22 protein-coding genes are annotated in these 26037 nt (G+C 56.4%); 10 read left to right on the top strand and 12 right to left on the bottom strand.

Features of this window, described 5'->3' with window-relative positions; translation table 11 throughout:
* Window positions 1-45 precede the first annotated feature (45 nt).
* Window positions 46-1074 carry a ketopantoate reductase family protein gene (locus D2E25_RS04265; protein ID WP_125980131.1) on the bottom strand — a complete coding sequence of 343 codons (1029 nt, stop codon included), beginning with the start codon at window positions 1072-1074 and terminating at the stop codon, window positions 46-48.
* 374 nt (window positions 1075-1448) lie between these two features.
* Between D2E25_RS04265 and D2E25_RS04260 the strand changes: the two genes are divergently transcribed.
* From D2E25_RS04260 to D2E25_RS04250, 3 genes are all read left to right on the top strand, one after another.
* On the top strand, window positions 1449-2066 hold the full coding sequence (locus D2E25_RS04260; protein ID WP_125980129.1) for a sugar O-acetyltransferase: 618 nt from the start codon (window positions 1449-1451) through the stop codon (window positions 2064-2066).
* Between the two features lie 178 nt (window positions 2067-2244).
* On the top strand, window positions 2245-2805 hold the full coding sequence (locus D2E25_RS04255) for a GNAT family N-acetyltransferase (protein ID WP_206430731.1): 561 nt from the start codon (window positions 2245-2247) through the stop codon (window positions 2803-2805).
* 83 nt (window positions 2806-2888) lie between these two features.
* Window positions 2889-3707: a class I SAM-dependent methyltransferase gene (locus tag D2E25_RS04250; protein ID WP_125980127.1), complete on the top strand. Its 819-nt coding sequence runs from the start codon at window positions 2889-2891 to the stop codon at window positions 3705-3707.
* Between the two features lie 39 nt (window positions 3708-3746).
* Here the strand turns inward: D2E25_RS04250 and D2E25_RS04245 are convergent, their stop codons facing one another.
* Together D2E25_RS04245 and D2E25_RS04240 are read right to left on the bottom strand one after the other, a co-directional pair.
* Window positions 3747-5039 (bottom strand): MFS transporter, encoded by a 1293-nt coding sequence (locus tag D2E25_RS04245; RefSeq protein WP_125980125.1) that lies wholly within the window; start codon window positions 5037-5039, stop codon window positions 3747-3749.
* A 152-nt stretch (window positions 5040-5191) separates the two neighbouring features.
* Window positions 5192-6241 carry a PfkB family carbohydrate kinase gene (locus D2E25_RS04240; RefSeq protein ID WP_125980122.1) on the bottom strand — a complete coding sequence of 350 codons (1050 nt, stop codon included), beginning with the start codon at window positions 6239-6241 and terminating at the stop codon, window positions 5192-5194.
* 343 nt (window positions 6242-6584) lie between these two features.
* On the opposite strand from D2E25_RS04240, the gene rpmB reads away from it, so the two are divergent.
* The 3 genes from rpmB to rsmD all read left to right on the top strand — a co-directional run bounded on the left by rpmB (window position 6585) and on the right by rsmD (window position 10361).
* Window positions 6585-6779: a 50S ribosomal protein L28 gene (rpmB, locus tag D2E25_RS04235; RefSeq protein ID WP_125980120.1), complete on the top strand. Its 195-nt coding sequence runs from the start codon at window positions 6585-6587 to the stop codon at window positions 6777-6779.
* 385 nt (window positions 6780-7164) lie between these two features.
* The gene (locus tag D2E25_RS04230) at window positions 7165-9669 is read left to right on the top strand and encodes an ATP-dependent DNA helicase RecG (protein WP_125980118.1); all 2505 of its coding nucleotides are present in this window, start codon (window positions 7165-7167) and stop codon (window positions 9667-9669) included.
* 89 nt (window positions 9670-9758) lie between these two features.
* The gene (gene rsmD / locus D2E25_RS04225) at window positions 9759-10361 is read left to right on the top strand and encodes a 16S rRNA (guanine(966)-N(2))-methyltransferase RsmD (RefSeq protein WP_125980115.1); all 603 of its coding nucleotides are present in this window, start codon (window positions 9759-9761) and stop codon (window positions 10359-10361) included.
* 94 nt (window positions 10362-10455) lie between these two features.
* On the opposite strand, the gene trmD is transcribed toward rsmD, so the two are convergent.
* The gene (gene trmD, locus D2E25_RS04220; protein WP_125980113.1) at window positions 10456-11367 is read right to left on the bottom strand and encodes a tRNA (guanosine(37)-N1)-methyltransferase TrmD; all 912 of its coding nucleotides are present in this window, start codon (window positions 11365-11367) and stop codon (window positions 10456-10458) included.
* A 234-nt stretch (window positions 11368-11601) separates the two neighbouring features.
* Between trmD and D2E25_RS04215 the strand changes: the two genes are divergently transcribed.
* Window positions 11602-12567 carry a nucleoside hydrolase gene (locus tag D2E25_RS04215; protein ID WP_125980111.1) on the top strand — a complete coding sequence of 322 codons (966 nt, stop codon included), beginning with the start codon at window positions 11602-11604 and terminating at the stop codon, window positions 12565-12567.
* A 76-nt stretch (window positions 12568-12643) separates the two neighbouring features.
* Here D2E25_RS04215 and rimM read toward each other — a convergent pair whose 3' ends face one another.
* The 5 genes from rimM to ffh form a co-directional block, all read right to left on the bottom strand.
* The gene (rimM, locus tag D2E25_RS04210; RefSeq protein ID WP_125980109.1) at window positions 12644-13246 is read right to left on the bottom strand and encodes a ribosome maturation factor RimM; all 603 of its coding nucleotides are present in this window, start codon (window positions 13244-13246) and stop codon (window positions 12644-12646) included.
* An 8-nt stretch (window positions 13247-13254) separates the two neighbouring features.
* Window positions 13255-13488, bottom strand: a complete 234-nt coding sequence (locus D2E25_RS04205) for an RNA-binding protein (protein ID WP_003811858.1) — start codon at window positions 13486-13488, stop codon at window positions 13255-13257.
* A gap of 2 nt (window positions 13489-13490) precedes the next feature.
* Window positions 13491-13940, bottom strand: coding sequence for a 30S ribosomal protein S16 (gene rpsP, locus D2E25_RS04200; RefSeq protein ID WP_125980106.1), 450 nt, complete (start codon window positions 13938-13940; stop codon window positions 13491-13493).
* Between the two features lie 216 nt (window positions 13941-14156).
* Window positions 14157-15275, bottom strand: a complete 1119-nt coding sequence (locus tag D2E25_RS04195) for an endonuclease/exonuclease/phosphatase family protein (RefSeq protein ID WP_125980104.1) — start codon at window positions 15273-15275, stop codon at window positions 14157-14159.
* A gap of 197 nt (window positions 15276-15472) precedes the next feature.
* Window positions 15473-17110, bottom strand: a complete 1638-nt coding sequence (gene ffh / locus D2E25_RS04190; protein ID WP_125980102.1) for a signal recognition particle protein — start codon at window positions 17108-17110, stop codon at window positions 15473-15475.
* Between the two features lie 291 nt (window positions 17111-17401).
* Here ffh and D2E25_RS04185 point away from each other — a divergent pair, with 291 nt between their 5' ends.
* A complete protein-coding gene (locus tag D2E25_RS04185) occupies window positions 17402-18307 on the top strand; it encodes a cation transporter (protein ID WP_125980100.1) in 906 nt (301 codons plus the stop codon).
* A 100-nt stretch (window positions 18308-18407) separates the two neighbouring features.
* Here D2E25_RS04185 and cysS read toward each other — a convergent pair whose 3' ends face one another.
* Window positions 18408-20045, bottom strand: coding sequence for a cysteine--tRNA ligase (gene cysS, locus D2E25_RS04180; protein WP_125980098.1), 1638 nt, complete (start codon window positions 20043-20045; stop codon window positions 18408-18410).
* Between the two features lie 157 nt (window positions 20046-20202).
* On the opposite strand from cysS, the gene D2E25_RS04175 reads away from it, so the two are divergent.
* The gene (locus D2E25_RS04175; RefSeq protein WP_125980096.1) at window positions 20203-20970 is read left to right on the top strand and encodes a type 1 glutamine amidotransferase; all 768 of its coding nucleotides are present in this window, start codon (window positions 20203-20205) and stop codon (window positions 20968-20970) included.
* A gap of 124 nt (window positions 20971-21094) precedes the next feature.
* A complete protein-coding gene (locus D2E25_RS04170) occupies window positions 21095-23347 on the top strand; it encodes an ABC-F family ATP-binding cassette domain-containing protein (protein WP_125980094.1) in 2253 nt (750 codons plus the stop codon).
* A gap of 104 nt (window positions 23348-23451) precedes the next feature.
* Here D2E25_RS04170 and ilvN read toward each other — a convergent pair whose 3' ends face one another.
* Entirely contained in the window at window positions 23452-24006 is a 555-nt protein-coding gene (gene ilvN / locus D2E25_RS04165) for an acetolactate synthase small subunit (RefSeq protein WP_125980092.1), read from the bottom strand.
* Window positions 24007-24043: 37 nt separating this feature from the next.
* Complete coding sequence (locus D2E25_RS04160) at window positions 24044-25975, bottom strand: acetolactate synthase large subunit (protein ID WP_125980089.1); 1932 nt, start codon at window positions 25973-25975, stop codon at window positions 24044-24046.
* Between the last annotated feature and the right edge of the window lie 62 nt (window positions 25976-26037).

Here is a 26037-nt window from a genome sequence, read left to right as displayed (position 1 = left end):
GCATGCCAATCACACCATCGACCGATATACACATTCTGATCGAAATCAGGCAGCGAGCTCCTCAGCCTTGTCCGCTGCGCCGTCGGCGGTCTGAGCCGTCGGCATCGGCGTCTTATCACCGTTGTGGTGGTACTGGAACGCCAGCTCCGCCAAGTGCACGCCGTGGGTAAGGAACTCGTGCGTGCGGCACACGTAATCGTTCTCGCGGCCCAGCTTAGCGATGTAGCCGTTGATGTAATCGACCTCGGTCTTACGGCCGCGGCTCATATCCTGGTACATCGACGGGTAGTGCAGCGGGTTGCCAATGCGGCTCACATAATCGACCGACTCGAGCTCCTCGGCGCGCGTGTTGATCAGCTTGATGCCGGCGCGATCGCACGCATCGTACGCCTCGTTGATCAGCTGCATGGCCATATCGTGGGCGCCCGGGTAGCTGATGAACTGCCCCATCGTGATCTGGTACATCGTGCACAGCGTGTTCACTACAGAGTTGAACACGATCTTCGCCATGCACATGCCCTTGAAGTCGTCCGAGATCTCCGGGTTCAGGTTGGCCTGCTTGAAGTCCTTGAAAATAGCCTTTTCGATATCGGTGATCTTGTTGGTCATTGCGCACATGTGCATTGTGCCGGCGCCGGACTTACCGATGAAGTCCACGTCACCCGGGCCGTTCAGCACGGTGGCAACGAGCGCAGTGCCGCCGTAAATGCGGTCCTCACTGAAGTACTGGGCGATCTTCTCGAAGTGGCCCCAGCCGTTCATCGCGCTGAATGCGACCTGATGGTCCTTGAACAGGTGAGCGCAGCGCTTGAGCATCTCCTCGAGCTGCATCTGCTTCATGAAGATGATCCACACGTCCGGGTCGCCGTCGTAATCCTCCGGCGTGTACAGGTTGATCGGGATGAGTTGGCGGTTCTCATGGTCGCGGCTGACATACACGCCGCCCTGCTCGCGAATCTTGTCGATATTCGGCTGCCAAGCGTCGATAAAGTCCACGTGCGCGTTGGTGTGTTCCTGTAGCAAAATGCCGTAACGCAGGCCCATTGCGCCTGCGCCGATCACGGTGTATTTCATGATTGTTCCTTGATGGATTGATGCGATGTGTCGATCTTTATGCCGTATGCGATGACCGATGTGTTTCGGCGATGTTCGCGAGACGGCTTCACGGTGAACGCGCATCGTCGGTCTTGTGGATCGTGGGCGATCACTGTGCTGTTGGCACCACACCGTAGCACTGTGCGTTGTCTTTATGCCAGTGTTGCTGCCGGGTGGTCACATGGTGGTTGTGTTGATGTCCGCGATATGGTCACATGTCCGTATTGTGCTGCTGTGATGGTGTGTGACAGGGGAATCTTCCGCATGAATAGCATGTGGCTCAGTGCTAGAATGATAACGCAAACATGCTTGTGATTATTGGGATTTGCGGATATGTAGAAAGGTGTATTGGCATGAGTGAACTCACCAATGCTGAGCGGCGCACGGCACAGCTGCCGTACCACTACGACGACCCGAACATCATGGACGGCCAGCTCGAATATCAGGAAAAACTGTGGGAGTTCAACCAGACGCACCCGACCGATACGGCCGGTAAACAGAAGCTCCTCAAAGAAATGTTCGCCGAGATCGGCGAGGGGTGTCACGTCGAGACGCCCGCCCACGCGAACTGGGGATTCCATCATGTGCACATGGGCAAAGGCATCTACTGCAACGTGAACTTCACTTGTGTTGACGACGCTGACATCACTATCGGTGACTATTGCATGTTCGGTCCGAACGTGGTCATCGCCACCGCCGGCCACCCGGTCCTGCCGATCTTGCGCGAGCATCACTACACGTACTGCATTCCGGTCACGATCGGCCGCAACGTGTGGGTCGGCGCGAACGTCACCATCCTGCCGGGGGTCACCATCGGCGACAACTGCGTGATCGGCGCCGGCTCGGTCGTCAGCCACGACATCCCTGCGAACACGGTCGCCTACGGCGTGCCGTGCAAGGCCGTGCGCGAAATCGGCGAAAAAGACCGCGAATTCTTCTACAAAAACCGTCGCCTCGACGTGTGGGAGTAAGCGACGTGGGGGAGTAAGTGCTGAATGGATTGAGCCCCGAGCAGCGTCCGGTTGCACTTCTTGGCATTCTCTCCATTAGTTCGCTTCTGCAAAGGCTTTTGCGTCATGCGCGACTTGACTTCTCGATACGTGGGAATATGGAACCCGAAAACGATTCTGCATATAAGGAAGATTGAGAATGATGATAGAAACTCAGCGTCTCACGATGCGCCCGTTCGCGCTTGACGACGAGGATATCATTGCCGCGCTATACGGAGATCCCGAGATCATGACGTATATGCCGTGCGGTCGTTTGACGGATGAGGAGATTCGCGATCATGTGCGGCAAGTGGTGTCCGATTGGGACGTGCGGCCGCAGGTGAATTATGAGATGGCGGTGATCGCGAAATCCGATTCGCGAAAAATCGGACGGGCGCGAATCCACATGGATTATGAGAACGATACCGCGATGCTCGGGTGGCTGCTCGTGCGGCCTGAGTGGGGTAAGGGCTATGCCACAGAAATCACCAAATTGCTGCTCGAATATTGCTTTGACGTAATGCAGGTTCACCGCGTGTGCGCGCTTTGCCATCCGAACAATATCGGATCATGGAAGGTGATGGAGAAATGCGGGTTTCGCCGGGAGGCTCATTACGTCCAGAAGGTGAAATATGTGGGTGACGCCGGAACGCATTGGGAAGATGAGTTGGAATACGCGATGCTGAACGAAGAGTTTCAGCGAATGTGGCCTAGAGTTTAATCTAACGCAAATCGAATCGCGTATGCCTTACGGGCGCGAACGTTCCGCTGCTGGGGAAACGGAGCGGAACTACTGTTGGGAGTATGGTTTCCCAGCAGATGCTTCCTCAGCAGACGTTGTTTCATGGCAAGGCGCAGGCATACGCCGATGCGCGCCCCGATTATCCCGGCGCGGCGATCGCGTACATTGGTTCGTTGATCCCGGACGGTTCGGTAATTGCTGATATCGGTGCGGGAACCGGCAAATTCACCGTGCCGATCGCGCGATACGGGCTCGAACATAGTTGCTCGGTGTGCGCGGTCGAACCGGATGCGGACATGCGTGGTGTTCTACTTGACGCGGCGCGTCCGTATGCGAACATCACGGTCGCGACCGGTACGGCCGAGCATACGACCTTGCCAGATCGCAGCGTCGACGCGATTGTGTGCGCGCAGGCATTGCATTGGTTCGACCATGACGCGTTTCTCGCCGAATGCCGGCGCATCAGCCGCGGTGAACGATTCCTGCTGGTTTCGATCTATAACGCCACATCGTTCGACTCGGCGATGACTATCGGTGCTGGCGGCGAGGCTGCTGCTGGTGGTGCTGACGGCGGCACGGCGGCATCGTCAACGGACGCGCTGAGCCAGGATATTGGTGTCAGCGGTCGGCATTTCCGTGAGACGACGGCCGAGTTCTTCGACCATCCCGCAATCCGCCGATTCCCGAACCCGATTCATTACACGCGCGACTCTTGGCGTGCCTACATGGACTCCCATTCGCACAGTCCACTGCCCTCGGACCCTGCATATCCAGCGTTCCGCGCGCGGGTCGACGCAATCTTCGATGCCCGCGCCGACGGCGGCATCATGACCGACGACAACATCACCATGATCGCCAGCGAATGGCTATCTACGGAATGAACAGAATGATAGGGCTACCGATTTAATTGGTTGACGCTATCAAGCGACCTTGGTCGGGTCTTTTTGGAGGGTGAGGAAAACTAGCGCTACGACGAGCAGGATTGCGATCGACAGCACGCCGATGCTGGCGTTGCCAGTCAGCGAGGTCGTCGTGGCCACGAGGAACGTACCCAGAATCGAAGCGGTCTTGCCGAAAATATCGTACAGGCCGTAATACTCGTTCGCGTGCTCCTTGGGAATGATCTTGCCGTAATACGAGCGCGACAGTGCCTGAATGCCACCCTGGAACATGCCCACGAGAATCGCCAAAATCCAAAACTCAGCGGCAGATTTCAGGAAGAACGCAGCGAAAAACACGATGCACATGTATGCGATTACCGCGGCGACGATCATCGGCTTGCAACCAAAACGACCCGCCAGCCGGCCATACAAAATCGCACACGGGAACGCGACGAACTGCGTCACCAGCAGTGCCACCACCAGCTGCGTTGAATCAATACCCAGCTGCGTGCCGTACGAGGTGCTCATCGAAATCACCGTGTTCACCGCATCGATGTAGAAGAAGAACGCGATCATGAACATCCACAGCGGTTTGTTCTTCACCAGCTTGTGCAGCGTGCCACTCAGTTCAGTAAACGTGCCATGAATCGCTTCACGCGTGTGTTCGCGAGTCGCGCGGTAATGCACCTGCTTGTAGCTTGTCAGCAGCGGGATCGTAAACGCTACCCACCAGATCGCCGTAATCACAAAACTTGCGCGCGTGCACGCGACCGTCGACCAGTCGAACAGTGCCGGGCCGCCAAAAATCAACGCAATGCAGGCAATAAACGGAATCGTCGAACCGACATAGCCCCAGCCGTAGCCGTGCGAGGAGACTTTATCCATACGCTCATTCGACGTTGTATCGATCAGCATCGAATCATAAAACGTTAGTGAGCCGTTCAAGCCAATCGTCGCCAGCACATACACGATCAGGAACGGCAGCCACGTGAGCGGCAACGCCATCGCGCAGCACATCACTACGCCAGTGCCAAAGAAACCAAGGAAGAACTTGACTTTCATGCCTTGCACGTCGGCAATCGAGCCAAGTAGTGGCATGAGCAGCGCAATAATCAGCGAAGCGATCGTCTGCGCATACCCCCACGCAGAAACGATATTGCCGTCCTTCGGCATCAGCGAATTCGCGTAAATCGGCACGACAGCAGTGCTGAGCAGCACGAACGCGGAATTGCCAACGTCGTAGACAATCCACTTTTTCTCGCGCGCTGTAAGCTTCGCGGTAGCGATACTCACTGCAGACGATTCTTGCGAGACGGTTGCATGTTCAGACATAGCGACTCCTGACGTTAGGTCATCCCAATCGTACGGTGCTATGCCGGACGTAGAACGCGCTCGCAAGTGAACGGCGGATGAATTTACCGTGTCTGTATACTGTGCCACGACGTGCCGTGACACAGTTCATTCGCCGAGTGTGTGGACGCGTTTCAGTCTTTGGCAGTGTCGCTGTCAGTCTCTACAAGCGCAATCGCATCCTCGTAACTTGGGCAATTCGGCACGCCATTAATGCCGTGTTGGATTGCCAGTGAGGCGGCGGCGTTGGCGATGCGCACGGCGTCGGCAAGTGACCAGCCGCGAGCTAGCATCGCGCACATAGCACCCGTATGGCATGAGCCGGCAGAGCGCGTATGCGTAGCCTTAGTGGGGAAGCCTTCGATGTGTGCGACTTCGCCGCCGGGCAGGCGCACCCACGCGCCGCGCGAACCTGCGCGAACAACCAAAGGCGCGCGCAACGTTTCGCCAAGCGAGCGGCACAGTTCGCTCATCGATTTATCAAAGCCGCCGCCAACAGTCATCGACAGTGAATCATCCACGCTCACACCAAGCCGATCAGCCAGCGTGCGCGCTTCCTGCCGGTTGCATGACCAAATCGGTCGCGCGAGTACGAGATCTTCGAGCAGATGATCACTCACCATGTGCAGCGTATTGGTCGGATTCAGCACGATGGTGTAATGACGTTGCGCTGGGTCAGCAGCAGTGCGATGTACAAACGCGTCAATGCCAGCCGCGCTGTGGTCGAGCAGTGTATTGCCGCTGATGTGTACCACCGTATCGTCGCCGGGCTCTACGCAATCGAACGTATGCTCATCGCCATGCGCTTCAACGCCGTATGTGGCAATGAACGTTTTGCGCTCGCCATCGTTGAGTACGAGGCGGAATCCGGAGTCTGCGTCAAGTCGATCTTGACCAATGTGCTCGATCTTGGATTCATCAAATGCGCGGCGGATCATGGAAGCCCACGGGCCGTTGCCGATAATGCCGGCGTGTTGAGTGGTGACACCCATGCGGCTTGATGCTTGTAGTACGCGATAGGAGCCGCCGACGGCTGGGCTGGTGTGATCGGCGACGGTAAATCCGCCGGATGTGGGCAGGCCTTCAACGTCCATCATGATATCGACCCAGACTTGACCGAGTGAGATCACGGTAGGGCTGGGTACGTTGTGCTTAGTGAACATGGTGCCGAGTGCGTTGATCATGCCGTCCTCCTTGAGTGCCGTGATCGATTGCGAAGATTATCCCCGTAATTAGTCACGTTGTACAACAAGTTTATGGGTGTCTGCTGAATGTGCAATAGGCATGGAGAATGATTGTGTGCGGTTGGTGGGGCGAATTGATGAACGGGCGAGCAGTATTAAGCAGCATTAATAAGCATTAATGAGTTGCTAGGGTGTGAGCGCGTGAATGCGAAGAGGGCGTGATAATACACGCTGAAATTGCATTGTCCTGTATTTCGCGGTATACTTGTGAAGTTGTGTGTTCAGGCATCCATGCTAGAACACGGAAAGACTTGAACATCAAGGTTTATTAAGGGAGTCCATCATGGCAGCTCGTTGTGCAGTGTGCGGCAAGGGTCCGCAGGTCGGATACACCGTTTCTCACTCGCATATCCGCAACAAGCGCAGCTTCCGCCCGAACCTGCAGCCGGTTCGTACCACCGTTGACGGCCAGAACGTGCGCGTTCGCGTGTGCGCCAAGTGCCTCAAGGCCGGCAAGGTTCAGCGCGTGGCCGCGTGAATCGCGAGATAATGCTTTAAGACCCCGCAGTCGAAAGGTTGCGGGGTCTTTTCATATTTCAATGGCCCAGATCGCGGGGTTATAGGGTAAGGGCATACGCTCCTTCCTTTAGGCCTTCTTTCCGGGCATACGGCCGTTTGAAGCCGCCAAACCGGCCGTATGCTCGGAAAAGGGTTGTGCCCGAGCATAATGTGGTGAAAAAGGGTCATGAAAACCCGTTTTTTGAGGTTTTCATGGCACCCTTTTCCCCACTTTTGGATTGTAGGGATTATGTTCCCCGCAGTGGAGTCTGGTGTCTAGATCCGGGAATCAAGTCCGGCAATCAGATCTGATAATAAGGCCCAATAATCAGCAAAGTCCGCTCGGGCCACCACAATGGGAGCCTATGAGCATTACGTTACAGACGCCGATTTCGTCATTAATGACCAATAAACGGCGCGTTGGCGCGCTCAAATCCTTGGGGATCGTGTCAATCAATGATGCGCTCACCTATTATCCTTTCCGCGTGACCGATCCCGTGCCATTGCGCGCGCTGCGTGAAGCGAAAATCGGCGAAAAAATGGCGTTCGCGGGAGTCGTACGCGATTTGCGCGCCGTGCCGATGAACGCGCGCCGCGGGTATCGACTCGAAGCAGTTGTTGACGACAGTGATTTCGCTGCAACGCGTGGCATGCCCGGTGCGGTAACGCGTCTCGTTTTCTTCTCCTACAAAAAACAGTATGTTGACTGGATGAGCATGCGGCTGCGCGTTGGTTCAACCGTAGTGGTGAGCGGAGATGCAACCGAATTCAACGGCCAAATACAATTCACTCACCCTGAGATTGTTACGGTGGCGCCGACAGCCGACGAGGTTGATGCGAACCTGCCAGGTGTGGCGCGCATGTCAGCATTGCGCTACGATGCCGACGATATAACGTCCGGACTCAAGCGCGTGAGCCGCCCGCGGCCGGTGTATCACGCGACTTCGCGTATCTCCAGTGAGCATATTCATGAGTCGATTCTGCTGTGCTTACGGGCTCTAGCAGGGGTGGATACGCTGACTACGCCTGTGATACCGGTTGCAGGCGGTGAATCGGCAGATGATGGACGCGTTGACGTAGAGGCGTTAGGGCTAGCGATTCCCGATATTGTGCCGGAAGCAGTGCGCAGTGCGAAGGGCCTCATGCATCGTGCTGCTGCATTTGCGGCCATCCATGATCCCAACGATGTGAACGATTTCAAGCGTGCGATTGAAACATTGCGGTATGAGGAAGCGTTCGTTTCGCAGACTGCGCTATTGCAAGCTCGCGGTGCTGCGCGTAAAGCAGACGCTCAGCCTTGCGAGAATACTGCCTTGCGTGACCAGTTCATTGATTCACTGCCATTTGCGCTGACTGGCGGGCAGCGTGCGGTTATTGATGATATTGCCGCTGATATGTCACGTGATTGGCCAATGCAGCGCTTGCTGCAAGGCGAAGTCGGCTCGGGTAAGACGGTTGTTGCGGTGGCAGCTATGTTGCAAGCTGTTGGTTCCGGGCATCAAGCTGTACTCGTAGCGCCTACACAAGTGTTGGCTGAACAGCATGCTGAGACCATTCGCAGCATGGTAGGGGCTTTGGACAATCGCCCGGTGCTGGCTAGCTCTATCGATGATGCTGATAACGTTGACAGTGCTGCGAACGTTATCGATAGTGACAACGCTGAACAGTCAGCTGTGCTAGTGATTCTGCTCACTGGTGGCATGAAGCTTGCCGCGCGCCGCCGTGCGCTTGCGCAAGCTGCTAGCGGTGAGCCGTGCATTATCGTTGCTACGCATGCGGCTTTCTCTAAAACATTCCAAGCGCCAAATCTCGCGCTTGCAGTAATTGACGAGCAGCATCGCTTCGGTGTGGAACAGCGTGAATCGTTGCGCGACAAGGCTGACAAAGCTCCACATGTGCTGGTGATGACCGCCACGCCAATTCCGCGCACCGCAGCAATGACTTGGTTTGGTGATCTTGACATTTCATGGCTTACCGAATTGCCTGGTGGGCGTAAGCCAATCCGCACTTTTATCGTTCCTGAAGCTGACAGCCGCACTATGGGCAGCATGTTTGCGCACATTCGTAAACGTATTGATGCGGGTGAGCGTGCATACGTTGTCTGCCCGCGTATTGACGCGGATGATGCCAATGACAACGATGCCGACGGTGACACTGAGACTACAACTGGTACTGTGAGCGCTGCTAGTGCCCGCAGCGAGAGAGCATCTGAGCTGTTTGACAGCTATGACGATGCTGAAGGTGCTACGCCTCGGCCGCCATTGCATTCGGTTGAGGAGATTCGTGCGCGTCTTGCAAGCTTGCCGCAATTCAACGGTATTGCTTTTGCAACGCTTACCGGCCGGGATGATGATGCAACCAAACAACGCGTGATGGCTGATTTTGCAGCTGGCATTACGCCGATTCTCATTGCGACAACAGTGATTGAAGTCGGTGTTGATGTGCCACAAGCCAGTTGCATTGTGATTTTTGACGCTGACCGGTATGGATTATCGCAGTTGCATCAGTTGCGTGGGCGCGTTGGCCGTGGTGGCACCAACTCGTGGGCCTTCTTGATCTCACGGGCTGAAGCTGGCTCTCCAGCTGAGCAACGGTTGCAAGTCATTCAAGGCACACTAGACGGTGCGCAAATTGCTGAGGCTGATTTGGAATTCCGTGGTGCTGGCGATGTGTTGGGAGATGCACAATCGGGCGGTAAATCCAGTCTGAAACTGCTGCGCGTGGTTAAGGACGCGAAGATGATCGCCGATGCTCGCGAACGCGCTGAAGCGCTACTGGCTGAAGATCCGACTCTGGCTGATCATGTGCAACTTGCTGGCGCTGTACTCGACTTCACCCGAGGCAACGAATCCTTCTTAACCTCATCATGATCAATAGTGTGCATATGCGGATCATTACGATACCCCCTAAGGGCTGTACGTGGTCCGCATATGCACACTATCGAAGTAGAGTGGTGTGTATGCGCGTTATTTCTGGACGATTTAAAGGTGTGGCGTTAACTACGCCGAAAGCTGGCACTCGGCCGACAACCGACCGTACCAAAGAAGCGATTTTTTCCCACCTGGACTCGTGGGGAGTGCTAGATGATGCGCGCGTACTTGATTTGTTTGCCGGCACGGGAGCGCTTGGCGTTGAAGCATTGAGTCGTGGCGCACGCGAATTAGTCGCCGTTGAATCATCGGCGTCGGCCGCGGCACTCATCGCGAAGACGCTTACGGCGTTGAAGCATCACCGTTCGTGGGAATCTGATATGTCTGCGCGCGTCTTTAAAGCGCGTGCAGAGCAGTATGCGGCCCGAGCAGCAGGCCAACCGTTTGATGTGATTGTTATCGACCCGCCATACGCATTCGCTACTGATGACTGCAACCAGTTGCTCACTGATCTAGTAGCCAACGGTATTGCCGGCACTGACACCGTAATCATGCTGGAACGTTCTGCACGTTCTGATGATCCAACGCCGCCTGCCGGATGGGAGATTACTGAACATCGCGACTATGGTGAAACTGCGGTGTTTTATATCGAGGCCGAGCGGACAAATTCCGACGAAGAGACGGATGCGTAGCGGCTCTACGTCAGCAATACTGACAATGTAATTATTGTGCTGGCCGATCGTGTACGTGCGTGATCGGTCAGCACTGAGTTGTTGGGTTTGATTGTCAGATTTTGCGCGGATGAGCGCCGGAAACTTCCCAACCGAGAGCCATGAGTACTTTGCGATCGGCTTTGTCGAGTTTGCGGCAATCAAGCTGTGCAATAAGATCTGGGCGAATGTCGTTGGTGCGCGTAAGCGCTTCGTCTCGGCGGTAACGATCGACTTTGCCATGATCTCCGCTGATGAGTACTGGTGGAACACTAATACCGCGCCATGTGGCTGGCTTGGTGTACTGATGATGTTCCAGTAGCGCGTTTTCGCCGGTGTATGATTCTTCGACGATGGAGTCGGCGTTCCCCATGAATCCGGGCAGTAGTCGCGTAATTGCTTCCAACATCACTGATACAGCGACTTCGCCACCGTTGAGCACATAATCGCCGATTGAATATTCGCGTACGTCAATGCCTTGCGCGCGGTAATACTCGGGGATGCGCGCGTCATAACCCTCGTAGCGGCCGCATCCGAACAGCAGATGATTGGCATGACTCAGTTCGGTTGCATCGCGCTGAGTAAACAGGGGAGCGGACGGGTTTGGGAAGATAAGCACTGGGCGCGAGCTGGTTGTATTGGTCTCAGCGCTGGCAGCATCGCTATCGTTGTCAGTAGTGGCATCGTTGTCAGTGATGACAACGGTATCGTCTACTGCGCTGTTATCCTCAGCGGTATCGTTGTCAATAATCTGCGGTTCTAATCCCAGCAAATCATCCAAGCATTCGGCCCACACTTCAGGTTTCATTACCATGCCGGCACCGCCGCCAACCGGCGTATCATCTACGGAGTGATGCACGTCATGCGTCCAATCGCGCAAATTATGCGCGCGTACTTCAACGAGTCCTTTAGCCTGCGCTTTGCCGAACAGCGACAAGTTCAACACGTCAAAATACTCAGGAAAAACAGAAACGATGTCGATCTTCATACCCCATAGCCTAACGGGTGGGCACGTCGATACCCACCTCACCCATAAAACTTGGATTTCTCCAAATTTTTCGATCGGCGACATATCTCATGAATCATTCATAGATAACAGGCTTACTCGGCGCGCAGGCGATCGTATTGAGGCGACAGATCGTATGATGGGCGCCAAGGCCTAACTGTTAGGCGCGTAATGATATGAGAACAATCAAAACATACGTGGCGCAAGGAGTATGCGATGAAAAAGCTTATTCTGGATTTGGATACTGGCATTGATGATGCTTTGGCGATCGCTTATGCGCTGGGTAGTACCAATGAGGTTGAGCTGATCGGCATTACTGGCACCTACGGCAATGTGATTGTTCCGCTGGGCGTTCGTAACGCGCTGGCGGTACTTCACTTGTTCGGTCGTGATGATGTGCCGGTGTATCCGGGTGTTGACCAGCCGCTGAATTATGTGTCTGCAACACCATGGTCGCCGGCTGCTGGCTCGGTTGCAGTACACGGTGCAGACGGTCTCGGTGGCGCACAGCTGCCGGATTCGCCGCGATCGGCTGAAGCGCCGGGCTCTGCGGTGGATTTCATCATTGATGCAGCGCGCACCTATGGCTCGGATTTGCTGATCGTACCGACCGGTGCGATGACAACGATGGCCACTGTGCTGCACAAGGCGCCTGACATTGCCGATTGCGGTGTAAAGATCACGATGATGGGCGGCGCGCTCACTGTCCCAGGCAACGTGAGCCCCTGCGCAGAAGCGAACATTGCGCAGGATCCAGAAGCTGCGGATTATCTGTTCCGTTGCGGGGCGCGCACTACGATGGTCGGGCTCGACGTGACGCATCGTACAGTACTGACCTATGCGCAGACAGCTCGATGGCGCGCGCTCGGCACGCCAGCTGGCGATTTTCTCGCCGACATGACCGACTATTACATCAGCGTGTATTTGAAAAACCAGCCCCAGATCGGCGGGTGCGGTTTGCACGATCCTCTTGCGGTTGCTGCCGCAATTGACCCGACATTGATCGACACCATCGGCGTGAATCTCACAGTTGATCTTGACGGTGCCTTCCGCGGTCGCACCATCGGCGATCCTGAACGCTTGCGCGATGCTGACAAAACCACGCAAGTGGCTGTCGATGTCGATTCGCAAACGTTCCTCACACGGTTTATGAATCGCGTGACGGCGTTAGCTGAACGTTGATGCAAACGCCCTTGTATACGAATGGGGTTCGTTCATGACAATCATCATGAACGAACCCCATTCGCAAACGCTTGGTTTACAAGCCTGGAATCAAGCCGCCGGGAGGGTCAAGGGTTAAGTAGCCCGCTTCCAAATCAATATCAGGTACCAACTCATCAACGAATGGTACCAATGCGGACTTCTCAATCACCTCACCGGTCTGAGCATCGCGCACTGGATTCGCAAGTCGCACTTTGAGCAGCGACTGGAACCCATCGAGCACGTCCACGACCTTGCCAACAACCTGGCCGGCAGGCAATCCCAGCCCGTTATCCTCAGCTAATCGAACTTCCAATCCGATTAAATCCTTTGGATACCAGGCATCCTCTTCGAGCATGTCCTCAGGGTCATCCGCCTCGCCATACAGTTCAAGACCGTTGGCAGCTTCGGAGGCGTCGCGGTCGTTAATGCTCTCAAACTTAATAATCCAGCGGTTCTTAAACGTGCGCGAACGCTCCACGACATACTCTTCAGAGCCGTCGCGCGTGTACAACACGGAACCGGGAGCGAACCGGTACTCCGGTTCGTCCGTGAAACTCTGGACGGTAACTTCGCCCTTGAGCCCTTGAGCGCGGCCAATACGACAGACCCTCAGCAGTTCAAGCTGCTGAGGGTCGTCTGAGAATTCTTCTCGTACCACGCCTGGGTTCACCTGCGAACATCCATGATGTCGACGCGCACCTTGTGATCGGCGAGAGCCTGCACCACCGTGCGAATCGCATTGGCAGTACGGCCGCTACGTCCGATGACGCGGCCAATGTCCTCCGGGTTCACGCGTACGCGAATAAGCTCGCCGCGCGCGTTCTCGTGAGACTTAACCGACACGTCGTCAGGAAAGTCGACGATGTTTTTAATGAGGTGTTCCACAGCCTGCGCGAGCATGATCACTCAGCCTGGGCTTCCTCAGCCGGCTCTTCAGCCGGAGCTTCGGCAGCAGCTTCAGCCTCAGCCTTGGCCTTAGCCTCAGCTTCGGACTTAGCAGCCTTGAGCTTCTGAGCCTGAGCCTCGACGGCCTCCACGCGGGCGGCAGCATCCGGGCCAGCCTCAACGGTCTTCAGGGTGCCTTCAGCGCCCTCAAGGCCCTTGAACTTCTGCCAATCGCCGGTGATCTTCAGCAGCTTGAGCACAGGCTCGGACGGCTGAGCGCCGACGCCAAGCCAGTACTGAGCGCGCTCGGAATCGATCTGGATGGTCGAAGGCTGGGTGTTCGGGTTGTAGGTACCGATCTCTTCGATGGACTGACCATCACGCTTGTTGCGGGAATCGGTGATGACCACGCGGTAGAAAGCGTAGAACTTCTTACCCATGCGCTTCAGACGAATCTTGGTTGCCAAAATGGCTCTCCTTGTAACTAGAGGTGTGGTTTCGGTTTGCAGTGTGGGGCACAGCTCGCCGAGCCCACGTGTTCCTCACGACGCACGGGAGTAGAGGGCACCGAACGCCGCGAATAACCGAGCCATTATAACCCCAGGGGGTGGATTAATCGCGCGCGTTTACTGCATGAGTACGAGATGCGCTATCGCACGGCGTGTCGCGCTCCTGGTCACTTTTTAGTCGGATAGTTCAATAGTTGCAGTTAACGCAAGATGATCAGTGCCGGGAACCACGAAGGAACGCACATGTGAGAACGAAGCGCCCCGCGTAGCCAGTACATGGTCCAGCACAATGCGCGGCCATATCAGCCACCGCGGGAACGTGAAGCGCGGGCCTCGGCCCTCGTACAGATTGGCGTCGATGAATCCATGGCGCAACAGCGCGCGGAAGCTCGGGTGATCAATACTGGAGTTAAGATCGCCAAGAACGACTGCGATATCGTGATCACTATGCGCTGCGCTATCGGCGATCGCGCCCAATCCGATAATGCCGGCTGACCATTCGCGGCACCCGCGCATTGGCGATTTCGGATGTGCGGATGCGAACGTGACGCGACCGCGCGCAGGAGCGTTGACCTGTGCGGGGGAGTTGGCAGCTGCATATTCCAGTGAGATTGCCGGTACGTCGGCTGCAGGGATATTGACGATACTGGTGACTGAGTTCACCGGGCTAATGCGCGTCCATACGCCATTAAATCCGCCGTTGTCACTATCGCGCGCTTCTCCAAGCTGACGATAGGGGAGCAGACTTGCTAATCCTTGCGCGTCGAGTGCGGCTACCAGATCGGCAGAAAGCTCTTGCAAAGCGAGAACGGTGATATCGTGCTCGCGCACGGCGGCGATAATTGCAGCAGCGTCGGCGCGCCCAAATCGGCAGTTGAGCGTCATCACATTGACGGCCGATGGCAGCGATTGCGGCGCGTCAGACGGATTCAGCACTGTTTCATGAGATGTTCCACGACTGTCATCTTGTGTTTCACGAGATGTTTCACGGTTTGTTTGGCGATCTCCGTTGCGCGATTGTACGCGTTCGCGGCTGCGGCGTCGCAGCACGCCCAGCCAATACGGCAATTGCGATTCGCACACCGTTAGCAGACCGCCGAGTGCAACCCAAAACTGACCCCACATGCCAGCAATACACGCCCATACGGCGATTATCGCGAGTGGAATCCACAGAAAACTAGCCAGTGCAAGCATATATGGAAAGGGCATGCGCGCTTCGCTACCCGCAGGTAACCAGCGCAATGCAAGCCACAGCAGGCAGATCAGCAGTAGGATCCATGAAAACCACACCATTAATGCATCCTTTCGCAATGCGACGCATGACTATCGCCGGCGTTGAGCACAATATCTGCTACCTTACGCCGTGGAATGCGAAGAATCTGAACACACGCCTCGGCATCATTCACTCACACAGTGCGCGCACACACGAAGGGCTCCTCTTCGCATGCAAAGAGGAGCCCTATCAAGAAACGATGAGTGTGGTCGAGCGTTTAGTGCAACAAACCAGACAAGCCACCGCCAAAGTTCGGCGGCAATTCGCCGCCGTTAGCGTCCATCATTTCCTGCAATCCAGCAGGCAAAGCCGGATTCTGTGGCTTCTTTGCGAACGCCGAACCACCCGACGAGCCAGAGCCCGACTTGCCGGACAGGCGGTCGCGCAATGCCCTCTCTTCGGCCTCACGCTTCATCGGGTTACCGGACTTGCCACCCTTCTTCTTATTCTTCTTGCCCTTCTTACCGCCAGAAGCCGGGCCGCCAAAGCCAGGAATACCGCCCATAGCCTTGTTGCTCATGCGCTTCATCATCTTCGAAGCCTGTTCGAAGCGCTGCAGCAGCGCATTGACCTGCGAAACAGTCGTGCCAGAACCGTAGGCGATACGTGCACGGCGAGAACCGTTGATAATCTTCGGGTCGCGACGCTCCGCCGGCGTCATCGAGCGGATAATCGCCTCCGTGCGGTCGATCTCACGCTCGTCGAACTGCTCCAATTCCTTGCGGTGAGCAGCCATACCAGGAATCATGCCGAGCAGCGACTTCATCGAACCAAGCTTGCGCACCTGCTGCAGCTGATCCATGAAATCATCAAGGCCGAAGGTGCCTTCCGACATCTTCGCAGCGGCCTTGCGAGCCTCCTCCTCATCGAACTGCTTCTGCGCCTGCTCGATCAGGGTGAGAATATCACCCATATCGAGGATTCGCGAAGCCATACGATCCGGGTGGAAGACCTCAAAATCCTTCAAGCCTTCGCCAGTAGAGGCGAACAGGATCGGCTTGCCGGTCACGCTGGCAACCGACAGGGCCGCACCACCGCGGGCATCGCCATCGAGCTTGGAAAGCACCACGCCGGTGAAGTCCACGCCCTCGTCGAACGCCTTCGCAGTCTGCACAGCGTCCTGACCGATCATCGCATCGATGACGAACAGAATCTCATTGGGCTGTACAGCGTCGCGAATGTTGCGCGCCTGCTTCATCAGCTCTTCGTCAACGCCCAAACGACCAGCGGTATCGATAATCACCGTGTCGTAGAGCTTCTGCTTAGCGAACTCGATCGAATCGCGCGCCACCTTCACCGGGTCGCCGGTAGTCTGGCCAGGCGCAGATACGGCGTCGCCGCCATCAGACTGCACACCCTTTTCAGGCGCGTACACCGGCACGCCAGCGCGCTCACCCACTACCTGCAGCTGCGTCACTGCGTTCGGGCGCTGCAAATCAGCAGCCACGAGCAGCGGCGTATGACCGGAATCCTTCAGCCAGTAACCCAGCTTGCCGGCAAGCGTCGTCTTACCGGCACCCTGAAGACCGGCGAGCATGATGATCGTCGGCGGGTTCTTTGCAAAATTCAGCGGACGGTCAACGCCCTGACCGAGCACGTCGGTCAGCTCTTCGTTGACGATCTTCACCACCTGCTGCGCGGGGTTGAGCGCCTGCGACACCTCAGTGCCGAGCGCGCGTTCGCGCACCTTACCGGTGAAGGAACGCACCACGTCGAGCGCCACATCGGCGTCGAGCAGCGCGCGGCGAATCTCACGGATCGTACCGTCGATATCCGCCTCGGAAAGTTTACCCTTGCTCTTCAAATGCTTGAACGCATTCGAGAGGCGATCTGTCAGAGAACTAAAAGCAGCCATAATGCGAACTAGTCTATCCGTTGGGGTTGAAAACAGGCGCGCTGAGGCATCCTTGGCAAGATTGTGCTTGACGCATATTCCGCCGGCTCAAAGTTGAGGGTTTCCGATATCATAGAAGGGCAATTTTTTCCGTGGATATTTGGAATGCTAGCTGTTTTGAATTCCCTCGGACACCACCTATACGCAGACTGCCGTGCGCCCTCGCGAATCGAGCTGCCCCGCAACGGAACGGGAACGCCAGTGAAGTAACGGGTCAACGCAGACATGCCGTGCAATATGGAAGGCCCGCCTATGCCCCAAAAAAGAATAGAACGTAAAGCCCTGATAGTTGGCATCGTCGTCAACGTGCTGCAAGTTGCGGCCGGTATGGCCGTGTTTTTCATGACTGGCCTCAAGGCCATGTTCCTCGATTTCTCATTCACTGCGATTTCAGTGCTCTCCGGTCTCGTCGCAGTGTACTTGTCTTCGCGCACAGTGCGCACTACTGAGCGTTTCCCCAATGGTTTGTTTGCGCTTGAGCCGATTTACGCAATCTGCAAGGCTATTTTTACACTATCGCTACTGCTGTTTTCGCTAGTTGACGTGTCGCGCGTTGCCTATGACTATTTCGTGTTCGGCCAGGGTGAGCGTATTGAAACTGGCCCTGTGGTGATCTACGAGATTGTCATTGTGCTGGTGTGCTTTGGCTTGTACGTTTACTATCGTCGCGAAAACCACGCAATCCGCAATTCCAGCACCATGCTCACTGCTGAATGCAAGAGCACGCTAGTCGACGGCGCAATGTCATTCGGTATTGGTGTGGTTGCGGTAATCCTCATGTTCTTGCCGACCGGCGGCAGTCTTGATTTCCTGCATTTTACTGGCGATTTCTTTATTACGGTTGCGCTCGTTGCATTCACGATTAAGGAGCCGTTTAGTGTGCTCAAGGATGCGTTCATCGAGCTCGTTGGCGGCGTGCACGACGACGATGAGACGAACGCGTTTGTCGAAGTTGCGGCGCAGCGTCATTTGCCAGTCAATACGGAGTATGAGCAGACGCTGATTTTCAAAACCGGTATGAACTACACCGTCGACGTGTATCTTTCCGGCACTGGAGAGACGATTGACGTAGCTGATCTTGTCGAATGCAAGCGTTCGCTGGAAAAAGCGTTGAAGAAACGCCTGCATATCGTTGACGTCGACTTCGTGTTTGACTGACGGCCAGATACTCGCCTGCAAAACAGGCCGTAACTGAGTCTCCGACTAGCGTCGATGATTCAGTTACGGCCTGTTATCGTTTCGAACCGTCAGAAACGGGCTACTTCAGGCTCCAAGTAGAGCCTTGCGGGCCATCTTCGATGGCGATGCCAGCAGCGTTTAGCGCGTCGCGGATCGCATCAGCCTTGGCGAAGTCGCGTGCCTTGCGAGCCTCAGCGCGAGCGTCGAGCTGCTCGCTAATGAGCGCATCCAGCACCTCGTGCTCGCGATTCTCGCCTTCGCCAGCAGCGCCGGTACCCGTACCGCCGCCGATCCACGGCTCCGCCAGCGGATCAAGACCCAGCGTGTCCAGCATTGCGCGCACAGCGACCAGTGCTTCGCGCACCTCGGACTTGGCTGCATCGGAATCAGCACGGTCCGCGAGCTGCGAAAGTAGCGTATTGCCATTGCGGATTGCGGTGAAGATCGCGGCGGTTGCGCCGGAGACGTTCACATCCTCATTCATCGCGGCAACAAAGTCAGCCGGCAGCGCGTCCGCACTGACTGCCTCAATTTCTTCGCGACTCGGCTGCTCGCCCAGTGCTACGCCTGCTCGCTCAATGAAGTTCGAGACGCGATCATACGCAGCCTGAGCTTCAACCAGCGCCTGATCAGACCATTCCAGCATCGAACGATACTGTACTGAGCCGAGCGCGTACCGCACTACCCACGCGGAATGCGAAGCCAACACCGAAGGCACCGACAATCCAGTGCCCAGCGACTTCGACATCTTCTCGCCCTTAGCAGTCACCCACGCCGAATGCATCCAACGAGCAGCAGACTCATAGCCAGCAGCTCGCGTCTGCGCCATCTCGTTCTCGTGGTGGGGGAATCGCAAGTCAAGACCGCCGCCGTGGATGTCGAACATGCCGTCCAAATAACGGTGACTCATCGCCGAGCATTCAATATGCCAACCCGGGCGGCCCACGCCAAACGGCGTAGCCCAGCGCGCATCCATTGGATCAGTGTCCTTCGGAGCCTTCCACAATGCGAAATCGCGCGGATCATGCTTGTCGGGGGACATATCAGCCGGGTCAACTGGATTGTATTTGTCGTTGCCAGCAGTATCCACGCTCGGGCCCATGCGGTCAGCAACCGCCGCTGCCTCATCGACTTCAGCAGCGCCCGCACCCTGCTTCTGGTGTGTCAGCTCGCCGTAATGCGGCCAGCTTGCCACGTCAAAGTACACGTTGCCGGTCGGCTTACCGTCTGCATCACGCACGACGTAACCGTGGCCGTTGTCAATGATCTTCTGAATCAGATCGATCATATCGATCATGTGACCGGTTGCGCGCGGCTCGTACGTGGGAGGCAGCACGCCGAGCGTATCGTATGCCTGCGTGAACTCGCGCTCGTAGAAGTACGCGCGCGCCCACCACTTCTGGCCGGCAGCGGCCGCCTTGTCGAGAATCTTGTCGTCAATGTCAGTCACATTGCGCACGAACGTAACCTGGTAGCCGAGCTTGAGGAACCAGCGGCGAATAACGTCGAAAGCGACAGCTGCACGAATATGACCGATATGCGGCGAGGACTGCACGGTCGCGCCGCACACGTAAATACCCACCTGGCCAGGCTTAATCGGCGTAAACGGCGACACTGCGTGCGAAGCAGTGTCATACAACTTCAGGCCGGCAGCTGCGTGAGCGACCGTACCATGTTGAGAAGTATTGGAATTGAACGGTTCTGAGGCTTGTGTCATACCTCGAGCGTATTCGCGTTATAAGACATTCGCGGCCGGCTTCGCTCATAGTGGCAGGCGCACAAACAGGTGTAAAGACGGCCACAAAACAGGGATTCATAGAATATATGAAGAAACGGTGTGCAAAGTTTACGTAGGTAATGACACAATAGAAGTCATGACGCAATCGCAAGTGCTTATTTTGCAGCATGTCCCATGGGAGAAGCCAGGACGTATCGCCACCGCTCTCGATGAGATTGGGCTCAATTATCAGATTCTCAATATCGCCGATAAAAAGAAGCCTGATTTGCCCGCATTTGACGAGGTTGCTGGCGTAGTGATTATGGGCGGGCCAATGGGCGCTACGGATTACGACAAGTACCCGGGGCTTAAAGCTGAGGCAAAACTAGCGCGTGCTGCCATTGCAGTGAACAAGCCGGTACTTGGCGTGTGCCTTGGCCATCAGATTATTGCCACCGCGCTGGGAGCTAAGCTGCACAAGGGGGAGGCGCCGGAGATCGGTTTCGCGCCGATTAAGCGCGTTGACAAGCACGACTACTTCTCGATGTGGGATAAGCAAATCAACGTGCTGCACTGGCATAACGATGTGGTGGGACTGCCTGAGGGGGCACAGTTGCTGGCGCGCACCACAAACACGAAGGTGCAGGCGTTCCGTGCCGGCTCGGCACTTGGCTTGCAGTTCCATCTTGAAGTGAGTTCGGCACTGCTTGAAGAGTGGCTTGAAGAGTCAAGCATGGTGAAGGATCTCAAGGCTGCGGGCGGTTCTAAATCGCAGTTGCGCGAGGATTTCGCTCAGTACAATCCGCTGCTTCACCCGCTCGCTGACCAAGTGTTTACTGGTTTTGCAGCGCGTTGCAATAGTTATGCGCGTGCGCTTGCCCGCCGTGATGAGGAGAATAGGCCGAAGGATCCGGTCATCTGCTAAAGCTGCGCGTTCTTTTCGTGCGTTCTTTTCGTGCGTTCTTATCGCGTATTCTTTTCGCGTATTCCCATGATTCAGAGCGCTGCGCATAGCCTGATGGGCAAGCGTGGCGCTACATTGGTGAATCATGCCGACTTATGATCTTGGACTGGAACACGTTTCACTCGCTTTTGCGACTAAAACTATCTTCACTGACGTCACGCAAGGCGTTTTTGAGGGCGACCGTATCGGCATTGTTGGCCGCAATGGCGACGGCAAATCCACGCTATTGCACTTGTTTAATGGGCTGCAAGAACCTGATTCTGGCCGCGTGACCAAGCGCGGTGGATTGACGTTCGGCATGCTCGATCAGCGCGATCCACTGGATGATGCGGCGACTGTGCGCCAGGCTGCATTGGAGGGGCGCGAAGACTATGAGTGGGCGGCGGATAACAAGTCGCGTGAGATCGTCGAAGCATTATTGGGCGGCATTAATCTCAACGCGCGCATCGGTTCGCTCTCCGGCGGTCAGCGCCGTCGCGCCGATTTGGCTCGCCTGCTGCTCAAAGATTGGGATATTCTCGCGCTTGACGAGCCCACTAACCATTTGGATGTAGTGACAATCCATTGGCTTGCGGAACATCTGAAAAACCGCTGGCCGAAGGGCACTGGCGCGCTGCTTTTGGTGACCCACGATCGCTGGTTCCTCGATGAGGTGTGCGAGTCAATGTGGGAAGTTCACGACGGCGTTATTGAGCCGTTTGAAGGTGGTTACTCCGCGTATATGCTGCAACGCGTGGAACGCGATCGTCAAGCTGATGTGCGCGAAACGAAGCGCCGCAACTTGGCTCGCAAAGAACTCGCGTGGTTGACTCGCGGCGCTCGCGCACGTTCTACAAAGCAGAAGTTCCACGTCAAGGCCGCACGAGAGCTCATTGCCGACGTGCCGCCAGTGCGCAACACGCTCGAATTGAAGCAGATGGCAACTTCACGCCTCGGCAAGCAGGTTGTGGATCTGATTGACGTGACGCAGATTTTCCAACACGTTGACCCAAGTGCGGCTGACGCTCAGGGTGCGCGTTCGCTTGCTGATATTGACCCGGATGTAGCGGCAATGGAAGCTGCCGCATCCGCGCAGGATAGTTCGCGTGGCTCTTCGCAGATCGATATTGTGCCGTCGCTGTATTCCGAGCCTCGTCTCACTGGCTCTGTTGAAGTTGCGGTCACTGATCTTAACGACCCGCGACTGGTAGATGCGGGCGTGCCGGAAGCTATCGAAGCGGCTAAAGCTGCCGCGATCGCCGCTGAAAAGGCCCGTTTGGAAGCGGGTACGGCAACCGTGGATAACGCTGATCGTCAGACTCGCCGCCAGCTGACTGGAGGCGAAACCATCGGTGCCGCCGACGATGAGGATGCAACGTCTGCCGCGCGCAAAGTGACCGTATCTGGCCGTAAGATCCTCGATGATGTGACGTGGCTGATCGGCCCCGGCGATCGTTTTGGCATTGTGGGCGCGAATGGTGCTGGCAAGTCGACGCTGCTGCGACTGCTCGATGGTACGCTTACTCCGACGGTTGGCCATGTCAACATTGGTAAAACTGTGCGGTTTGCGGTGCTCTCGCAGCGTTTGGACGAATTGGAGAAGCTGGGTCAGTACAAAATCAAGGAAGTGCTGTCTCGCTATAAGCCGAGCTACATTGTCGATGGTAAGGAAGTGACTCCTGGCCAGCTGATGGAACGCCTCGGTTTTGAGTCTGCGCAGCTGATGACGCCGATTCGCGACTTGTCTGGTGGCCAGAAGCGCCGTATGCAATTGCTGCTGATTCTGCTCGATGAGCCGAACGTGCTCATCATGGACGAGCCCGGCAACGATTTGGATACGGACATGCTTGCGGTGATGGAGGATCTGCTCGACACATGGCCGGGCACGCTGATTGTCGTCAGCCACGATCGTTACCTGTTGGAACGTGTTACTGACCAGCAGTTTGCGCTCGTTGGCGGCAAAATCCGCCATCTGCCCGGTGGTGTTGATGATTATCTTGACATGATTGAGCATGCGAAGAATCTGAACGATGCTCCAGCGTCGACGCGCTCTGCAAGTGCTGGCGCTGCCGATGCGAAGTCTGGATCGGCAGACGGCTCAACTGCCGACGAAGCAGCTGCTACGAGTACTAAGCTCACGGGCAAAGCTTTCCATGAGGCTAGCAAGCGTGTTTCTGCTATTGAGCGCAAACTTGCCAAGCTGGAAAGCCAAAAGGATGCGATTGAAGCTGATATGGCTGCGCATGACCCCAGTGATTATGAGGGGTTGAATAAGCTCAATCAGCAGCTGAAAACCATTGCAGACGAGTCTGATGAGCTGACTGCCGAATGGATGGAGCTCTCCGAGCAGATCGAATAGAACCATCACATCAAAAAAGGTTGTGTGCATATCCGGCTTACCAGGAACCCTAAGGGGGTATCCAAGTAAGCTGGATATGCACACAACCGATATAAGCGAGTCGATTAGCGGCCCTTAATTTCCGAGCCGACCACCTTTTCGCTCAGCGCCTTCGGACCGCGCGTTACGGCGACTGCGCCGGAGCGCACCAGCTCAATCACACCGTAGTGTTCCAGCAGGCCCAAGAGCGCGTCAATCTTGCCTTCAGCACCGGTAGCCTCAATAGTGAGTGACTCCGGGTTCACATCCACTACGCGCACGCGGAACAGTCGCACGATTTCCAACACGTCAGAACGGTTGGACTGATCGGCTGCAACCTTGATCAGTACCAGTTCACGTTCCACTGTCGTGTTTGGATCAAGTTCGACAATCTTCAGCACGTGCAGCAGCTTATTCAACTGCTTAATGATCTGCTCCAACGGAACAGCATCCACATCAGCCGTTACAGTCACGCGCGAAATATCCGGGCGCTCAGTAGGGGAGACTGACAGCGAATTGATGTTGAACGCACGACGAGCGAACAGACCGGCAATACGAGCCAGCACGCCCGGGCGATTCTCAACAAGCACGGACAGCGTGTGACGCTCGGAGCCGGGCTGGGAAGCGGGATAGATAGCCATAATCACATTCTCCTTAATGCCGAATTCCGAACGTTCATCACGCGTGGTCGGAGGTGTTAGCAGGCATTGCCCCACCGTTGGCCTGATCGCTGCCCTGCGGCATCAGCGGCTGAGTGCCTGGACGGTACGTGACAGCATCGTTGGATGCGCCAGCGGCGACCATCGGCCACACCATCGCGTCCTTCCACACACGGAAGTCAATCAGCACCGTGCGGTCGTTAATCGAATTCGCCTTCTCGATCGCTGCGATCGCCTCTTCTTCAGTGAACGCGCGCATACCGACGCAGCCGTACGCTTCGGCGAGCTTGACAAAATCAGGCACATCAACGAACTCGTCAGCCGGAGTGTTTTCGCGCGCTTCACCGTCCAGCAGGCTCGTCTGCGAGTAATGGTGCTCGTAGAACAGGGTCTGCCACTGGCGAACCATGCCATACACGGAGTTGTTCAAAATAGCAATCTTCACCGGAGTACCGTCAAGCGTTGCAGTAGCCAGCTCTTCGCTGGTCATCTGGAAGGAGCCGTCACCGTCAATCAGCCACACAGGCTTCTTGCCGTCAAACTCACGCTGCGAACCGGTCACCGCGCCGATAGCAGCCGGCAAACCGAAGCCCATCGTGCCCAAGCCGCCAGAGGAAATCCACGAATGCGGTTTCTCAAAGTCAACCAGCTGGCTCGCCCACATTTGATGCTGGCCCACGCCAGACACCCAAATCGTCGAAGGATCAGCGTGATCAGACAGCTGACGAACCACCCACTGCGGGGAGAGCGAGCCGTCAGTCGGCTTATCTTCAGGCTGGTTGTAATCGATCGGATACTCGGTGCGCAGCTCGTTGAGCGTCTTCCACCAGAACGTCAGGTCAGGCTTACCCTGAATCGCCTGCGTGCGCTCGATCTCCGGGATCAGATCGTGCAGCACGGTGGCCACATCGCCCACAATCGGCACGTCAGGCTGACGGTTCTTACCAATTTCAGCCGGGTCAATATCGATGTGAATCACGCGCGCACCCGGTGCAAACGATGCCAGGTTGCCGGTCACGCGATCGTCAAAACGTGCGCCAATAGCCACCAGCAGATCTGCACGCTGTGCAGCAGCAGTAGCCGCCACCGTACCGTGCATGCCCAGCATGCCCAGATTCTTCGGGTTGGAATCGGGCACAATACCGCGCGCCGGCAACGTTGTCACAATCGGTGCGCCGGTGATTTCAGCGAGCTTTGCAACCTCAGCACTCGCGTCGGAGCGCACTGCGCCACCGCCCACATACAGTACCGGGCGATACGACTGCGCGAACAGCTTCGCGGCGTCAGAAAGCACACGACCATGCGCCTTAAGCGTTGGATTGTAGCCGGGCAGAATCATGCGCTGCGGCCACGAATAGTACATCGTGCCCACCTGCGCGGTCTTGGTCAGATCAACCACCACCGGGCCGGGGCGGCCAGTGCGCGCAATGTAATACGCCTCGGAGAGCACGCGCGGAATATCCTGCGCGCTCGTCACCAGATACGAGTGCTTCGCCACCGGGTAGGTGATGCCAACGATGTCAGCCTCCTGGAAGGCGTCAGTACCGATTGCGCCCACGCCAACCTGACCGGTGATGACCACCATCGGCACAGAATCCATGTTGGCATCAGCGATCGCGGTGACCACGTTGGTAGCGCCCGGGCCAGAAGTCACAATGCACACGCCCACATTGCCGGTCGCCACTGCGTAACCCTCTGCTGCGTGACCTGCGGCCTGCTCGTGGCGCATCAGCACAAAGCGGAACTTCGTATCCTCAGTGATCTGGTGGTACACCGGCAGAATTGCGCCGCCAGGAATACCGAAGACGTCGGTAACGCCCAGATCTTCCAAAGAGCGGACCAACGCTTGCGCGCCAGTCATCTTCTCGCCGTCAATAATCGTCTGCTTATCTGCGGATGCGGGTGCCTTCGGAACCCCGCTGAACGCCTGCAAAGGTGTAGGTAAAGCCATGTTGTCCTCTCAACTCAATCGTCCGGTCATATGCCTGACTCACGCCGTCGCGCGTCGAGCGG

Source organism: Bifidobacterium goeldii, assembly GCF_003951095.1.
GTDB lineage: Bacteria > Actinomycetota > Actinomycetes > Actinomycetales > Bifidobacteriaceae > Bifidobacterium > Bifidobacterium goeldii.
The sequence above is the reverse complement of the archived record's forward strand: the minus strand, read 5'-3'. Positions and strand labels throughout refer to the sequence as shown.

Excerpts from the sequence above, each read along its gene's own strand:
- ffh (WP_125980102.1), bottom strand. The coding sequence starts at position 17,110 with ATGGCTGCTTTTAGTTCTCTGACAGATCGCCTCTCGAATGCGTTCAAG.
- D2E25_RS04160 (WP_125980089.1), bottom strand. The coding sequence starts at position 25,975 with ATGGCTTTACCTACACCTTTGCAGGCGTTCAGCGGGGTTCCGAAGGCA.
- D2E25_RS04175 (WP_125980096.1), top strand. The coding sequence starts at position 20,203 with ATGACGCAATCGCAAGTGCTTATTTTGCAGCATGTCCCATGGGAGAAG.
- D2E25_RS04265 (WP_125980131.1), bottom strand. The coding sequence starts at position 1,074 with ATGAAATACACCGTGATCGGCGCAGGCGCAATGGGCCTGCGTTACGGC.
- D2E25_RS04260 (WP_125980129.1), top strand. The coding sequence starts at position 1,449 with ATGAGTGAACTCACCAATGCTGAGCGGCGCACGGCACAGCTGCCGTAC.
- ilvN (WP_125980092.1), bottom strand. The coding sequence starts at position 24,006 with ATGGCTATCTATCCCGCTTCCCAGCCCGGCTCCGAGCGTCACACGCTG.
- D2E25_RS04205 (WP_003811858.1), bottom strand. The coding sequence starts at position 13,488 with ATGCTCGCGCAGGCTGTGGAACACCTCATTAAAAACATCGTCGACTTT.
- trmD (WP_125980113.1), bottom strand. The coding sequence starts at position 11,367 with ATGAAGATCGACATCGTTTCTGTTTTTCCTGAGTATTTTGACGTGTTG.
- D2E25_RS04245 (WP_125980125.1), bottom strand. The coding sequence starts at position 5,039 with ATGTCTGAACATGCAACCGTCTCGCAAGAATCGTCTGCAGTGAGTATC.
- rpmB (WP_125980120.1), top strand. The coding sequence starts at position 6,585 with ATGGCAGCTCGTTGTGCAGTGTGCGGCAAGGGTCCGCAGGTCGGATAC.
- D2E25_RS04230 (WP_125980118.1), top strand. The coding sequence starts at position 7,165 with ATGAGCATTACGTTACAGACGCCGATTTCGTCATTAATGACCAATAAA.
- D2E25_RS04240 (WP_125980122.1), bottom strand. The coding sequence starts at position 6,241 with ATGATCAACGCACTCGGCACCATGTTCACTAAGCACAACGTACCCAGC.
- rsmD (WP_125980115.1), top strand. The coding sequence starts at position 9,759 with ATGCGCGTTATTTCTGGACGATTTAAAGGTGTGGCGTTAACTACGCCG.
- cysS (WP_125980098.1), bottom strand. The coding sequence starts at position 20,045 with ATGACACAAGCCTCAGAACCGTTCAATTCCAATACTTCTCAACATGGT.
- D2E25_RS04255 (WP_206430731.1), top strand. The coding sequence starts at position 2,245 with ATGATGATAGAAACTCAGCGTCTCACGATGCGCCCGTTCGCGCTTGAC.
- D2E25_RS04250 (WP_125980127.1), top strand. The coding sequence starts at position 2,889 with ATGGTTTCCCAGCAGATGCTTCCTCAGCAGACGTTGTTTCATGGCAAG.
- D2E25_RS04170 (WP_125980094.1), top strand. The coding sequence starts at position 21,095 with ATGCCGACTTATGATCTTGGACTGGAACACGTTTCACTCGCTTTTGCG.
- D2E25_RS04185 (WP_125980100.1), top strand. The coding sequence starts at position 17,402 with ATGCCCCAAAAAAGAATAGAACGTAAAGCCCTGATAGTTGGCATCGTC.
- D2E25_RS04195 (WP_125980104.1), bottom strand. The coding sequence starts at position 15,275 with ATGGTGTGGTTTTCATGGATCCTACTGCTGATCTGCCTGCTGTGGCTT.
- D2E25_RS04215 (WP_125980111.1), top strand. The coding sequence starts at position 11,602 with ATGAAAAAGCTTATTCTGGATTTGGATACTGGCATTGATGATGCTTTG.